The 14,291-nt window shown below is 67.8% G+C and carries 15 protein-coding genes and 1 pseudogene; 5 read left to right on the top strand and 11 right to left on the bottom strand.

All coding sequences use genetic code 11. The annotated features are described in order from the left end of the window. Position 1: 1 nt before the first annotated feature. Positions 2-163, top strand: a pseudogene (locus ABD115_RS08990) (helix-turn-helix domain-containing protein); the annotation flags it as partial. 21 nt (positions 164-184) lie between these two features. Here the strand turns inward: ABD115_RS08990 and ABD115_RS08995 are convergent. The 7 genes from ABD115_RS08995 to rpsF form a co-directional block, all read right to left on the bottom strand. Next, entirely contained in the window at positions 185-442 is a 258-nt protein-coding gene (locus ABD115_RS08995; RefSeq protein WP_343960372.1) for an ABC transporter ATP-binding protein, read from the bottom strand. A gap of 52 nt (positions 443-494) precedes the next feature. Continuing rightward, on the bottom strand, positions 495-1,016 hold the full coding sequence (locus ABD115_RS09000) for a hypothetical protein (RefSeq protein WP_343960373.1): 522 nt from the start codon (positions 1,014-1,016) through the stop codon (positions 495-497). Between the two features lie 142 nt (positions 1,017-1,158). Continuing rightward, positions 1,159-2,535, bottom strand: coding sequence for a replicative DNA helicase (gene dnaB / locus ABD115_RS09005; RefSeq protein ID WP_343960374.1), 1,377 nt, complete (start codon positions 2,533-2,535; stop codon positions 1,159-1,161). 617 nt (positions 2,536-3,152) lie between these two features. Then, the gene (gene rplI, locus ABD115_RS09010; protein WP_343960375.1) at positions 3,153-3,602 is read right to left on the bottom strand and encodes a 50S ribosomal protein L9; all 450 of its coding nucleotides are present in this window, start codon (positions 3,600-3,602) and stop codon (positions 3,153-3,155) included. A gap of 12 nt (positions 3,603-3,614) precedes the next feature. Next, the gene (rpsR, locus tag ABD115_RS09015) at positions 3,615-3,875 is read right to left on the bottom strand and encodes a 30S ribosomal protein S18 (RefSeq protein WP_042545452.1); all 261 of its coding nucleotides are present in this window, start codon (positions 3,873-3,875) and stop codon (positions 3,615-3,617) included. A gap of 53 nt (positions 3,876-3,928) precedes the next feature. Beyond that, complete coding sequence (gene ssb, locus ABD115_RS09020; RefSeq protein WP_343960376.1) at positions 3,929-4,480, bottom strand: single-stranded DNA-binding protein; 552 nt, start codon at positions 4,478-4,480, stop codon at positions 3,929-3,931. Between the two features lie 3 nt (positions 4,481-4,483). After that, positions 4,484-4,846 carry a 30S ribosomal protein S6 gene (gene rpsF / locus ABD115_RS09025; RefSeq protein WP_343960377.1) on the bottom strand — a complete coding sequence of 121 codons (363 nt, stop codon included), beginning with the start codon at positions 4,844-4,846 and terminating at the stop codon, positions 4,484-4,486. A gap of 143 nt (positions 4,847-4,989) precedes the next feature. On the opposite strand from rpsF, the gene ABD115_RS09030 reads away from it, so the two are divergent. Then, on the top strand, positions 4,990-6,273 hold the full coding sequence (locus ABD115_RS09030; protein ID WP_343960378.1) for a glycosyltransferase: 1,284 nt from the start codon (positions 4,990-4,992) through the stop codon (positions 6,271-6,273). Between the two features lie 12 nt (positions 6,274-6,285). Here ABD115_RS09030 and ABD115_RS09035 read toward each other — a convergent pair whose 3' ends face one another. The 3 genes from ABD115_RS09035 to ABD115_RS09045 form a co-directional block, all read right to left on the bottom strand. Then, complete coding sequence (locus tag ABD115_RS09035) at positions 6,286-7,353, bottom strand: inositol-3-phosphate synthase (RefSeq protein WP_343960379.1); 1,068 nt, start codon at positions 7,351-7,353, stop codon at positions 6,286-6,288. Positions 7,354-7,426: 73 nt separating this feature from the next. Continuing rightward, positions 7,427-8,254, bottom strand: coding sequence for a PIG-L family deacetylase (locus tag ABD115_RS09040; RefSeq protein ID WP_343960381.1), 828 nt, complete (start codon positions 8,252-8,254; stop codon positions 7,427-7,429). Between the two features lie 7 nt (positions 8,255-8,261). Further along, entirely contained in the window at positions 8,262-9,716 is a 1,455-nt protein-coding gene (locus ABD115_RS09045) for a CCA tRNA nucleotidyltransferase (protein WP_343960382.1), read from the bottom strand. Positions 9,717-9,759: 43 nt separating this feature from the next. On the opposite strand from ABD115_RS09045, the gene ABD115_RS09050 reads away from it, so the two are divergent. The 3 genes from ABD115_RS09050 (at position 9,760) to trxA (ending at position 13,436) form a co-directional block, all read left to right on the top strand. After that, entirely contained in the window at positions 9,760-12,066 is a 2,307-nt protein-coding gene (locus ABD115_RS09050) for a DUF6049 family protein (RefSeq protein ID WP_343960383.1), read from the top strand. Between the two features lie 69 nt (positions 12,067-12,135). Next, entirely contained in the window at positions 12,136-13,086 is a 951-nt protein-coding gene (gene trxB / locus ABD115_RS09055; protein WP_343960384.1) for a thioredoxin-disulfide reductase, read from the top strand. 26 nt (positions 13,087-13,112) lie between these two features. After that, complete coding sequence (trxA, locus tag ABD115_RS09060; protein WP_343960385.1) at positions 13,113-13,436, top strand: thioredoxin; 324 nt, start codon at positions 13,113-13,115, stop codon at positions 13,434-13,436. A 17-nt stretch (positions 13,437-13,453) separates the two neighbouring features. Here trxA and ABD115_RS09065 read toward each other — a convergent pair. Continuing rightward, positions 13,454-14,291: MFS transporter (locus ABD115_RS09065; RefSeq protein WP_343960386.1), on the bottom strand; the 838-nt coding region annotated here is incomplete at its 5' end.

The raw sequence follows: 14,291 nt of genomic DNA on the forward strand, positions 1-14,291 counted from the left end.
CATGTCCCACGCTAACGCACCCCTCACCCCAGTAGGGAGACGCCGTCTCGCGGTGTTGGTCGTTGATCAGGGGTGGCCGCTTCGCCGGGCCGCGGAACGTTTCCAGGTGTCTCCCGCGACAGCAACGAAGTGGACTGCGAGGTATCGGGCGGGCGCTCGCGATGAGCACCGGCGCGCGCGGCAGCTACAGCTTGCCCGTGCCGTGGCCTTCCTTGTTCTGCTTGCTGCCGATGCCGAGCAGCCCCATGAAGGCGAACGAGACAACGAACGCAATACCGGCGAAGATCAGCGTGAGCATGAGCGAGCGCGACGACATCAGCACGATCAGCCCCGCAAACACCGCGAGCACGCACGAGATCACCACCAACTCAAGCGGTTTGAGTCGGTCGTTGCGCGCTGCGGCGGCCGATTCGGTTGGCGTCTGGTCTGAGGAGGAGGTCATCGTTCGCTTTCTACGGGGCGGCTAAGGGAGGTCTGTCACGCGGGCGCGTTGGCTAGGCATTCGCGGCAGCCGTCGCGGCGAGCTCCTGCGGCTCGCTCGCGCGGCGGGTGTCGAAGGCGGCAATGCCGAGGAAGACGCCGGTAATCACGGCGTACGCCCCGAAAAAGCCGATGATGGCAACGAGGTCGCCGCGGGCAAGCAGTACAGTGAGCGCCAGGGCAATGCCGACGCCGCCAACCAGGGCGGCATCTTGCCTGCTCCCCGGGTACACGGCCATGCCCACGAATTCGAGCAGTGCGCTCATCAGCGCCCAAGCGGCGATCACGATTGCGAAGGCGAGCTGGCTGCCGAGCGCAACGACGAGCACCGCTGCGGCGATCGACACGACGCCATGCGCGAGTGCAATGAGCGCGCTCCCACCGCTGCGGCGCTGAGCAGCCTCAACAGCCTGCGCTGCGCCGATCAGGCCGAGGGCAACGGCCACAACCGCCACGTCGAAGCCGAACTGCTCGTGAAAGGTTGCGCTAAACGTGATGACCAGGCCAACAATCAGCAGCACTACGCTGCGAAGCACGCGCACCCACCGAGGCGAAAGAAGCGACGTTGACTGAACCCGGTCTTGAACCTCTGCGGCCATATCTATCGTTCCTCCCCTGCCCCGAGGATTGTATCTCCTCTGCCTGCGAAACAGCGTGGCGGGCGTGGTGGACGCCCGCCTACATGCCCTGAGGCATGTCTTGGAAGCGGGAGTAGTGGCCCTGGAACGCGACGGTGACCGTGCCGGTCGGGCCGTTTCTCTGCTTTGCGAGAATGAAGTCTGCCTCGCCCGCTCGGGGGTGATCTCGGTCGCTCGCTGCCTCGCGGTGCAGCAGAATGACCATATCGGCGTCTTGCTCGAGCGAGCCCGACTCACGCAGGTCGCTAATCGCTGGCATCTTGTCGGCGCGCTGCTCCGAGGCACGGTTCAGCTGCGACAGGGCAATAACTGGCACGTCGAGCTCTTTCGAGAGCAGCTTCAACGCACGCGAGAACTCACTGACCTCTTGCTGGCGGCTCTCAACTTTCTTGCCACTCGAGAGCAGCTGCAGGTAGTCAATGACGACCATTTTCAGGCCGTGCTGCTGTTTGAGACGCCGGCACTTCGCGCGAATCTCGACCAGGGTAAGGTTCGGGCTGTCGTCGATATAGAGCGGCGACTCAGAGATGCGGGCCTGAGTGGCGGCAAGCTTCTGGAAGTCTCGACTGTCGAGCGCGCCCTTACGCAGCGACTGCATCGGAATGGAGGCCTCTGCAGCGAGCAGACGCATCGCGATCTCGGCTCGCCCCATTTCGAGCGAGAAGAACACCGTGGGAGCGAGCGCGTGCACCGAGGCGTAACGCGCGACGTCGAGCGCGAGCGTCGACTTACCCATCGCCGGTCGCGCAGCGATGATAATCATCTGCCCACCGGCGAAACCGTTGGTCATCGCGTCGAGCTCGCTGAACCCTGTCGGCACGCCGAGCATGCCGTCGGGCTGGGAGGTCGCCTTGTGAATCTCTTCCATCGCCGCGTCGACGGCGAGCGAGAGCGGCACGTAGTCTTCGCTCTGCGACTCGCCCGTTACTCCGTAGATTTCTGACTGGGCGACGTTCACAAGGTCGAGCGCCTCACCCTCGCCGGCGTAGCCCATCTGCGCGATGCGCGTGCCTGCCTCGACCAGGCGTCGAAGCAGCGCCTTCTCGCCAACGATGTCAGCATAGAACCCGGCGTTCGCGGCGGTCGGCACAATGCTCGTGAGGGTGTGCAGGTACTCGGCTCCGCCGGCCCGCTGCAGGTCTCCGGCCTTCGCGAGCGCGTCGGTGACGGTGATCACATCGGTCGGTTCGCCCTGCGAATAGAGCGAGAGCACCGACTCGTAGATGACCTCGTGTTTCGGCACGTAGAAGTCTGTGCCCTTGAGCACGCCCGTGACGTCTGCGACGGCGTCTTTCGAGAGCAGCATGCCGCCGATAGCACTCTGCTCTGCGAGCAGGTCATATGGCGGGGTTCGCTCGTAGTCATGCCCCCGCTGCTCTTCGTCGGGTGACGCGATGCCTAGGTGCGCGATCGACACGTTGTGTACTCCTTCGGTGAGGGCCGGTGGCGTTACCTTCTGATGACATACCAGACCTCAGACATTCACCGTAGGGGCAGTGCCCAACTCCCCCAAACATCGCAGTTCTCCACCTGTGGATAACTATGTGCACAAGCTCCGCGGAAACGCCACATCTTGTCCACAGCAGTGGGGATAACTTGTGGAGAGAATTTCCCCTTTCTGCCAAACATGCCGTCTGATCTGGTTTTTTAATTATCCACATCAACATAGTTATTCAACCTTAAAGTACACCTTGAAGGTTGCCGATCCCCCGGGCGTGTGGACAACTCTTGCGCAACTATGCGGATGTGGCGGCCGCCCGGCGCCAAGCAATGCACCCGCCCGTTCACGCCCGGTTCACCCTTGGCCGCAGGCACGCTGGGCGCGGCCCTGAGGCACCAGGGCCGCGCGACTGACCACCTGGGCGGGGCCGACCATTCTGACGCAGCAGCGGGCCGCACAGCGCGCGCCACCCGCGCCACCCACGCCACCCGCGCCACCCACGCCACCCGCGCCACCCACGCCACCCCACACCAACGCAAAAGGCGGGGCCGGTTCCCAAAAGGAACCTGCCCCGCCTGAGCAGCGGACATCGCTTAGCGCTGCGTGATGACCTGCAGCGTGACCTCAGCGTCGACACCCTCGTGGAGGTGGATCGTCGCCTTGTACTCACCGGTCGAACGAATCGACGGGAGCGAGATCTTGCGCTTGTCGACCTCGCCGAGGCCTGCCTCGGACACTGCCGCTGCGACCGCAGCCGGCTTCACCGAACCGAAGAGGCGACCGCCAACTCCAGCCTTCGAGTGGAGGCGAATCTTGTTCGCCTCGAGGGTTGCCTTGAGCGCCTGAGCGTCTTCGACCGATGCGAGCGCGCGAGCGTCGCGTGCGGCCTGCAGCTGTGCGACCTGGGCCGCGCCACCGCGGGTCCAGTGCACGCCGTAGCCCTGGGGTACGAGGTAGTTACGGGCGTATCCGTTCTTGACCTCGACAACGTCACCTGCAGAACCGAGGCCACGGACCTCGTGCGTGAGAATTACTTTCGCCATGATGCTCTCTCCTTAGCGGCCGGAACCGGCGTAGGGGAGGAGAGCCATCTCGCGGGCATTCTTCACTGCCTTAGCGATCAAACGCTGCTCCTGAACGGAAACGCCGGTGATGCGGCGGGCGCGGATCTTTCCACGCTCTGAAATAAACTTGCGAAGCGTCTGGACGTCCTTGTAATCAATGACGCCAACGGTCTGCTTCTTTGCGGGTGCTGCCGCCTTCGCGTTCTTGCCGCGAGCCGGCTTGCGGCTTGCACCGCTTGACTTGCCTGCCATGTTGGTCTCTTTTCGTACTGCGCCCCGGCGAAAGCCGGAACAAAATTGCTGTCTTAGAAGGGCTGCTCGTCGTCGAAACCGCCGCCGAAGCCGGAGGAGGTGTTCGACTGGCCGGACCCGCCCTGACCCGAGTTGGTCCAGGGGTTGTCCTGCTGCGGCTGCTGTGGCTGTGCCCAGCCCGACTGGCCCTGGGGCTGAGCGCCACCGGCGCCGCCACCAAAGCCGCCAACCTGGCCGCGTGCCGCGCCGCGCGTCACCTGTGCGGTGGCGAAACGGAGCGACGGCCCAACCTCTTCGACCTCGAGGTCGAGTGAGGTGCGCTGCTGGCCCTGGTTGTCGGTGTAGCTGCGCTGGGTCAGTCGACCCTGCACAATCACACGCATGCCCTTCGTGAGCGACGCCGCGATGTTATCGGCGTACTCACCGTAAGCGCGGCAGCCGAGCCACAGCGCTTCGCCGTCCGACCAGTCGCCGGACTGGCGGTCGCGCACGCGCGGGGTCGAGGCGATGCGGAACGTCACCCACGACTTACCGGCCTGACTCACGCGAGGCTCGGGATCGGCAACAAGGTTGCCGACGACAGTGATCAGCGGCTCTCCGGCCATGAGCTATGCGCTCGCCTTCGCAGCAGCGCGAGCTGCCTTGGCCTGGTCACGCTTCGACTGCGCTGCACGCTGAGCGATGAGCTCGTCTGCGCGGAGCACCTTGGTGCGGAGCACAACCTCGGCGAGGCCCAGCTGGCGGTCGAGCTCGGCGGTAGCCTCGGGAGTCGCGGTGAAGTTCACCACGACGTAGATGCCCTCGGCGTGCTTGTTGATCTCGTACGCAAGACGACGCTTGCCCCAGATGTCGACGTTCTCGATCTCGCCGTTCGCAGTGCGAATGACGGAGAGGAACTTCTCCATGCTGGGGGCCACGGTGCGCTCATCGATACCGGGATCGAGGATCACCATGAGTTCGTAAGGATGCATTACTGACCCACCTCCTTCGGACTTCACGGCCACAGGATTTCTGTGGCAGGAGGGTGTTATTGCATCGTGTCTGCGCGATCAGCGGGTTGCGTCGCACACAGACAACCTGAGTAGCCTACCACCTTCAGCCATAGAGTGGTGCCATGCGGATAGCTCTTGTGTCGATGCACACGTCGCCCTCGGCCGTTCCGGGCTCGGGCGACGCAGGCGGCATGAACGTTGTCGTCGCCGAGGCGGCCGCGGCCCTCGCCGCGCGCGGCCACGAGGTCGTCGTCGTGACGCGGGCGACGCGCGAAACCGCCGCGGGGGAGTACCCGCTCACCGCGGGCCCCCGCACGACCGAGCCCCGCACGACCGAGCCCCGCACGACTGAGCCCGGCACGTCGCCCACCCTCGTCGCGCTCGAGGCCGGCGACCCCGGGTTGCGCAAGGAGCGGCTTCCCGGCGCCGTGCGGGAGTTCGCGCGCGGCCTGCGCGCGCTCGCCGGCACTCGCGGCTTCGATGCGATTCACGCGCACTACTGGCTGAGCGGGCTCGCCGCGCGCGAGGCGTTCGCGCAGCGCGGTGGGCGGATCGCCGTGACGTTCCACACCATCGCCGCCCAGAAGAACGCCAACCTTGCCGAGGGCGACGCCCCGGAGCCCGAAACCCGACTCGCGGGCGAGCGACTGCTCGCCGCCGAGAGCTTCGTCGTCGCCGGCAGCCGGAGCGAGCTGCGCGGCGTCATCGAGGGCTACGGCGAGCCGCCCCTCGGCAGCGCGGTCGTGCACCCCGGCGTCGACACGGAGCTCTTCCGCCCCCGAGCGCCCGCGGCGCACCCGGGAGCCGCCCCGCACCACAGCGCCACCGACCAGAGCCCCGCCCACCGCATCACCGTGCTCGGCAGGGTGCAGCCCCTTAAGGGCCAGGATCTCGCGGTGCGAGCGGCGATCGAGCTTGCCAGGCGCGACCCGGAGCTGTTCGCCCGCACGGAATGGGTCATCGCGGGGGAGCCGACCCCGGGGGCCGAAGACTACGCCGCTGGCCTCCGCGCGCTCGCGGCGCAGCACGGCGTGGCGGATCGTCTCCGCTTTCTCCCGGCCCAGTCAAGGCGCGAGGCAGCGGCGCTGCTCGCCTCGAGCTCGCTCGTGCTCGTCCCGTCACACTCGGAGACGTTCGGCCTCACGGCACTCGAGGCCTCCGCGTGCGGCGTGCCAGTCATCGCCGCGGGGCACACGGGCCTCGTCGAGGCGGTGCCAGACGGGGTCGCCGGGAGGCACCTCAGTGACCGCGACCCCGCGAACTGGGCCGCGGCGATCGCCGAGCTGCTGCGCGACGGCGCGAGGCGCGCGCGCCTCGGTTCGTCGGCGCGGGCGCACGCGGAGCGCCACGACTGGCGCGCCCACGCGGCCCAGCTCGAGCGCTGCTACGCGCGGCTCGCAGGTTAGCAGGCTAGCCGGCTACGCGCCCGCGATAAACGCCTCGAGCTCGGCACGAGCCTCGTCGTCTGGCTTCTGCACGGCCGGCGACTTCATGAAGTAGGCCGAGGCGGCCTCGACGGGGCCGGCGTGGCCGCGGTCGAGCGCGACCTTTGCGGTGCGAATCGCGTCGATCATCGTGCCTGCCGAGTTCGGCGAATCCCACACCTCGAGCTTGTACTCGAGCATCATCGGCACGTCGCCGAAGCCGCGGCCCTCGAGCCGCACGAACGCGAACTTGCGGTCTTCGAGCCACGGCACGTGGTCGCTCGGGCCGACGTGCACGTCTTCGGCGTCGAGATCTGCGGCGATGTTCGAGGTGACTGCCTGTGTCTTCGAGATCTTCTTCGAGTGCAGCCGGCTGCGCTCGAGCATGTTCTTGAAGTCCATGTTGCCGCCGACGTTCAGCTGGTACGTGTGATCGAGCGCGATGCCGCGGCTCTCGAGCAGCCTCGCGAGCACGCGGTGCGTGATCGTCGCGCCGACCTGGCTCTTGATGTCGTCGCCGACGATCGGCAGGCCGGCCGCGGTGAACTTCGCGGCCCACTCCGGGTCGCTCGCGACAAACACGGGAATCGCGTTCACGAACGCGACGCCGGCCTCGAGCGCGGCCTCGGCGTAGAACTTCACGGCCTCCTCGCTGCCGACGGGCAGGTAGCAGGCGAGCACCTCGGCGCCGGAGTCGCGCAGCGCCTGCGCGACGTCGACTGGGGTGACGGTGGATTCGACGACGATATCTCGGTAGTACTCGCCGAGCCCGTCGAGCGTCGGCGCGCGCAGCACCTCGAGCCCGATGTGCGGCACGTCGGAGAACTTGATGGTGTTGTTGTGCCCCGCCCAGATCGCCTCAGAGAGATCTTTGCCGACCTTCTCGGCGTCAACGTCGAACGCTGCAACGAACTCGAGATCAGAGACGTGGTAACCGCCGAGTCGCACGTGCATGAGCCCGGGAACCTCGGTGTCGTCTGCGGCGTCGCGGTAGTACTCGACTCCCTGCACCAGCGAGCTCACGCAGTTCCCAATCCCCGCGAGGGCAACCTTCACACTCATCGATACCCCTATTTCTCTCTTCATCGTCGGGCAACGCCCAACTGTCTACTCTAATCGTCGCCAGTCGGCGAAGCTATGCGACCGGCTCCGGGGGAGCTGTGAGGCTGAACACCTCGGTCGTTGCGATCGGCTGGCGCTGGCCGCCGACGTGCACGATATCGTCGCCGTCGACCGTCAGCTGCGTCGCGTAGGCGCGCAGCGCGGTCACCTTTCTGCCGAGCCACGCGGTAATGTCGTGGGCCTCGGTGGCCCCGGTGGCTGCGCCGGTTGCTAGCGCAGGATCCGCGGCGCTCGCAGCGCCGTCAGCGCCCTCGGGATCCGCCACGATTTCCCAGAACGGCAGCTGCAGCGCCGCGGCGACCGCGCGCGCAATGCGGTGCGCGTGAACGTGATCGGGGTGGCCGTAGCCACCGCCGTCGTCGTAGCTCACGATCGCGCCCGCCCGCCCGTCGTGCGCGGCGGCGAGCAGGTCGGTGAGCGACTCGACCGCCGGCACCACGGTGAGCGCATCTGCGGTCGCGTCTGCGCCGGGGCCAGCGAGCCCGTCGGCGAGCCACCGCATGCCGGAGTCTTCGTAGATCGTTGGCGGCAGCCCCTCGGCCCGCGCCGGAGCGACCCCAAGAAACGCGTGCCGCTCGACGCCGAGCATCGCGAGCGCGGCGGTCAGCTCGGCCTGGCGGTGCGGGGCGAGCCCGTCGGTGCCTTCGAGGTGGGCGAGCGGGCCGGGCACGACCTCGCCGCGTTCGCCGCGCGTGAGCGTCACGACGAGCGGCTCGCGACCGGCTTCGGCGAGCGCCGCGAGGGTTCCGCCCGTGGTGATCGTCTCGTCGTCTGGGTGGGCGTGCACGAACATCACGCGCCCCGCACCGCCGAACCAGTCGGCTACCGCTGTAGTACTCACACCTGCTCTAACCATTGCTCGCCTCGGTCTGTTCCCGGTACCACGCGCGCAATCGCTCGGTGGCGGCCTCCTCGCCGATGAGGCCCTCGTCGAGCCTCACCTCGAGCAGGTACGCGTAGGCGCGGCCGACGAGCGGCCCCGGCGCGATCTCGAGCAGCCGCATAATCGCGGCGCCGTCGAGCTCGGGGCGCACCGCGGCGAGCTCCTCTTGCTCGGCGAGCAGCGCGATGCGCCGCTCGATGTCGTCGTAGGCGTGTTCAAGCCGTTCGGCCTTGCGCCTGTTGCGCGTCGTGACATCGGCCCGGGTGAGAATGTGCAGCTGCTCGAGCTCGCCCCCGGCGTCGCGCACATAGCGGCGCACGGCCGAGTCTGTCCACTGCTGGTCGCTGTAGCCGAAGAACCGCAGGTGCAGCTCGACGAGCCTGGCGACCCGCTTCACCGTGGCGTTGTCGAAGCGCAGCTCGCGCAGCCGCCTGCGCGCGATCTTCGCGCCGACGACGTCGTGGTGGTGGAAGGTCACCCCGCCGCCCTCGAAGCGCCGCGTCGCTGGCTTGCCGATGTCGTGCAGCAGCGCCGCGAGCCTGAGCACGAGGTCGGGCGCGAACGGCTCACCGTCGCCTGCCGGGTGGCGTGCGTGCTCGAGCTCGATCGCCTGGCGCAGCACGGTGAGGCTGTGCTCGTAGACGTCTTTGTGCCGGCCGTGGTCGTCTTGGGTCGCAACGAGGTCGACGAGTTCGGGGAGAAAGCGCGCGGCGAGGCCGGTGTCGACGAGCAGGCGGATCCCCGGCACCGGGTCGGTCGTGAGCAACAGTTTCGCGAGCTCGTCGCGGATGCGCTCGGCCGAGATGATGTCGAGCCGCTCCGCGAAGCGCACCATCGCGGCCTCGGTGTCGGCGTCGACCTCGAACCCGAGCTGCGAGGCGAACCTGGCCGCGCGCAGCATGCGCAGCGGGTCGTCGGTGAACGATACCTCGGGCGATGCGGGGGTGACGATGCGCCCCGCGATGAGGTCTTCGACGCCGTTCGCCACGTCGACGAGCTTGAGCTCGGGGAGCATAAGCGCGAGCGCATTGATCGTGAAGTCGCGGCGCACCAGGTCGCCCTCGATCGTGTCTCCGAAGCTCACCTCTGGCTTGCGCGAGTCGTCGCGGTACGTGTCGGCTCGATAGGTCGTGATCTCGACCTGCTCGCCGTGCACCTGGGCGGCGATGGTGCCGAAGTCTCTGCCGACGTCCCAGATGTTCTTCGTCAGCGACTCGAGCACGGCGCGCGTCTCGTGCGGCCTGGCAGAGGTCGTGAAATCGAGGTCTGTCACCGGCCGCCCGAGCAGCGCATCGCGCACGGGGCCGCCGACGAGGGCGAACTCGTGCCCGGCATCTGCGAACGCCCTGGCGAGGGCAGCCACGGTCGGGGACTCCGCGATGTGGCGGAGCGCGGTCATCGATTCTGCGAGAGAAAGCACCCACTCAGGGTACCGTTGCCCAGACATCTCTACACTTACACACATGCGAATACTCCGGCGACCGAGGGCCTGGGCTGCCGTGCTCGTCGCGGGTGCCCTGCTCGCCGGCCTCGCGTCGCTGCCCGCGTGGCACGGCGCCTCGGCCACACCGCAGCCAGAGGCACCGGCTGACACCCCAGAGGGCGAGGAGACTGTCAGCGGGCTCGAACTCGTCGTCGCCCCGGAGGCGCCGGTGCTCACGGAGGCCGACACCGAGGCGAAGTTTGCGGTGCTGCTGCGCAACACCAGCGAGGCGACCGCGCCAGAGGGCTCGATCGAGCTCGCGCTGGGGGAGCGCTTCACCGGGCAGTCGGCCTCGGAGGCCGCCGCTGCCGGCGATTCCGGCGAGGCCGAGTCCGCCGAGGCTACCGCCGCCCCCCGCACCGTCATTGCCACGTCGCAGATCGACGCCGTGCGGCCCGGGAGCGAACAGCGCATCACGGTTTCCGTCGCACTCAAAGACATCTCGCTGTTCACCGCGGCGGCGCACGGCGTGTACCCGCTGTATGCGACGTACGCCGCGAGCGACTCGAGCGTCGCCAACTCGCTCACCGCGTTCGCGCCGGTGGTGTGGGAGGGCCCGGAGCCCACCGCCTCCGTGCCGGTCGGGGTGATCGTGCCCCTCACGCTGCCCGCGAGCGTGCAGTCGATGCCGAGCCGCGCGCAGCTGGGCGAGGCACTGCCGCGACTCGACGCGCTCGTCGACTACGCGGTGACATCGCACGGCGTGCTCGCGATCGACCCGCGCATCATCGTCGCAATTCGCGGCTACGGCACAGAGGCACCGCGCGGGGCGCCTGAGCTCCTGGCCAGGCTCGAATCGACGGGAATTCCGAGCTTCTTGCTGCAGTTCGGCGACGCTGACCCGGCGGCGCAGGCCGCGCTCGAGTTCGAGTCGCTGCTGCAGCCCGTCGGCTTTGAGTTCATTACCCGGTTTGGCGCCTGGGAGGCGACCGAACCGGAGCCGACCGAGGGCGACGGGGCGGCAACCGGCGACGCGGCCGCGGGGAAGGCTGCCGGTGCGCCAGCTGGCACCGAGGCGGGAGCGGCCGCGGCGACGAGCGCGACCGCCAGCACAGCTGCGGCGAGCACCGACAGCGGCGGCAGCACCGACACAAACCCCGGCACAGGCGGCGATACCGACGCTGAGCCAACCGATTCAGCGGAGCCCGCGGATCCTGAACCAGGCGAGGCCGACCCGGAGCAACCGGCGGCCGCGCCAACCGACGCCGCCCTCTCCGCGTGGCCGCACGGGCTCGCGGGCGGGTGGCCCGCCCCCGGGCAGGCTGATCACCGCACCATCGCGCTGCTGCGAGGCGCGGGGGTCGACCTCACCGTGCTCTCGTCGACCAACGTGCGGCTGACCGGCGGCCCGCGGGCTTCGCTCGGCGACGGCTCGGCGCTCGTCACCGACTCTGAGCTCGACGCGGCGGTTCGCCTGGCTCTGACCGGTGCCAGCGAGACAGACCGCGCGCTTGGCGAGGCGCAGGCCGCGGCCAGACTCGCCCTCGCTGCCAACGCGGGCGTGACGGGGCTCGTCATCGGGGTCGACCGGGCGGGCGCCGCCGAGCACGACCACCCCGAGCGGGTGCTCTCGCAGCTCACCGCCCCGCGCTGGGTCGACGCCGTTGCGCACACCGCCCTCCCCGAAGGGTCTGCGCAGTTGCAACCTGGCAGCAGCAGCGAAGAGCGAACCGAGCTGCTCCGAACGGCGATGCTGAACGAGCCGGCCGTGCGCGAGGTGCGGGCGCTGCTCGAGCAGCCCGAGTACCTTGACAGCTATCAGCGCATGCGACTCCTGACGCTCTTCGGCACGCGCCTTGCCGCTCCCGACGAAGACTTCGCTGCCGCTGCGAAGCAGTTCGCCAAGCGCGACCAAGAGCTGCGCGACGGCGTCAGGCTCGTCGACACGAAGCGCGCTCAGCTCGTCGGCGGCTCTACGCGCATTCCGATTCAGCTGCGAAACTCGCTGCCGTTCGATGCCAAGGTCACCCTCGAAGTCGCACCGACCTCCGCAGCGCTGAACCTACCGGAGCGCAGCTTCACCAACATCGAACTGCCCGAAGACTCGAGCGAGCGAGTACTCGTCCCCGCGAACAGCCGCGTGTCGTCGGGGGAGTCGGCGCTGCTGCTCACGGTCTCGAGCAGCGACGGCGAGTTCACCGCCGCGACAGGCCGGCTCGACGTCAGCATCAGCACCACCGTTGAGACCGTCGCGATCGCCCTCCTCGGTTCGGCGGCGGCACTGTTGTTCGGCTTCGGCATCTGGCGAAGCGTTCGCCGCCGCCGCGCGCTCAGCCCACGGGAATAGCACACCTTTAGGATGGGTTGTACCGCCTATCAGCCATCAGGCACAGCTAGGCACAGCTAAAGGAGAATCATGCGCGAGGTCATCATCATCGGCTCAGGCCCAGCGGGGTTCACCGCGGCGATTTACGCGGCTCGGGCTGAACTTTCCCCGCTGATGTTCGCGAGCCAGGTGAGCATGGGCGGCGAACTGATGAACACGACCGACGTCGAGAACTTCCCCGGCTTCCCCGAGGGCATTCAGGGCCCCGACCTCATGCAAAAGATGCAGGAGCAGGCCGAGCGCTTCGGCACCGAGGTTGTCTACGACGACATCGTCGAGGTTGACTTCTCTGGCGAGATCAAGCGGCTCACCGACACGAACGGCACCGTGCACGAGGCACGCTCCGTGATTTTTGCGACAGGGTCGGCCTACCGCAAGCTCGGTGTTGAGGGCGAGGAGCGACTCTCGGGCCACGGGGTGTCTTGGTGTGCGACGTGCGACGGCTTCTTCTTCCGCGACAAGACGATTGCCGTTATCGGCGGCGGCGACTCCGCGATGGAGGAGGCAACCTTCCTCACCCGCTTCGCGAAGAAGGTCTACGTCATTCACCGCCGCGACTCGCTCAAGGCCTCGAAGATCATGCAGCAGCGTGCCTTCGACAACGAGAAGATCGAGTTCATTTGGAACTCCGAGGTCGCCGAGGTGCACGGCGCCGATGCAGCTGATCGCCTGACCCTGCGCAACACCGTCGACGGTACCCTGAGCGAGCTGCCCATCGAGGGCATCTTCGTCGCAATCGGCAACGACCCGCGCACCCACCTCGTGCACGACAAGCTCGACATCACCGCTGACGGCACGATCGCCGTCGAGGGGCGCACCTCGATCACCTCGGTGCCCGGGGTCTTCGCTGCCGGCGACGTCATCGACCCGAGCTACCGCCAGGCGGTCACCGCTGCGGCATCGGGCACAGTCGCTGCCCTCGACGCCGAGCGCTACCTCGCCGCGATCGAGGCGGCCCAGCCCGCCGCCGTCGCCGGCTAACACACACCACGCAAAGGAGTTTCACTATGAACGAGCCAATCAACGTCGACGAGCAGACCTTCGACAAGGTCGTGTTGCAGAGCGACATTCCGGTGCTTGTCGATTTCTGGGCGGCCTGGTGCGGCCCGTGCCGCGCGGTCGCCCCCGTGCTCGCCGAGATCGCGAGCGAGCAAGAGGGCAAGCTTCGCATCGTGAAGCTCAACGTCGACGAGAACCCGACGCTCGCGGCGCAGTACCGCATCACCTCCATCCCAGCAATGAAGGTGTTTCAGGGTGGCAAAGAGGTGCACGAGATCATCGGCGCGATGCCCAAGCAGATGATCGAGAACGAGCTCACCGGCATCATCTAGCCCGACGTTTCTCGCACTCAGGCGCGTGCGCTCCGGGGGCCTCCCTGCGAGCGCACGCGCAGCAGCCACCGAATCGACACCACGAGCAACGGCAGCAGCAAAGCCCCGGCTGCCGCGTTGAGCAGCTCAAACCCGCCGATTTCGAGCAGCACCCCCGAGCCGGCTGAGGCGGCAGCGGCTGCGAAGTTCATCAGCGAATCGCTCGCCCCCTGCAGCTGCAGTCGGTGCTCGGGTACGGTCGATTTTGTGAGCAAGGCTGAGCCGCCAATAATTCCGGCAGACCAGCCCAACCCCAGCAACCCGAGCGCGATCATCACGAGGAGCATGTCGTCGCCGAGCGCGGCCGCGGCAATGCCGAGCCCGACGGCGCCCGCGAATATCGCCACCCCGATGAGAATGACGGGCACCTCGCCAAGCCTGTCGGTCAGCCAGCCGAAGATGGGGCTCGCTGCGTACATGCCGAGAATATGCACGCTGATCACGATGCCTACCGCGTCGAGTCCGTGACCGGCGAGCGACATATGCACCGGCGTCATCACCATCACGGCGACCATCACCGTGTGCGAGCTCGCTACGGCGAGCAGGCCGATCACAGCGCCGCGGTTGCGCACCGCTGCGCGCAATGCGGTGCCCATCGAAACGCGATTTCCGTGGGCTGAACTCGCGGCCTCGCCCCCGTTCCCTGCCTCTGGTGCGGGCAGACGCCCTCCGAGAAACACCGAGAGCAGGATAGCCGACAGGGCGAAGGCAACACACGAGAACATGAATGGCCCGGAGAGCGGCTCCATGCCGAGCAGCGCGCCGATATCACTGCCGAGCTGTGACAGGTTGGGGCCCGCAACCGAGCCGACCGTT

The organism is Leucobacter albus, assembly GCF_039528015.1.
Classification (GTDB): Bacteria; Actinomycetota; Actinomycetes; order Actinomycetales; family Microbacteriaceae; genus Leucobacter; species Leucobacter albus.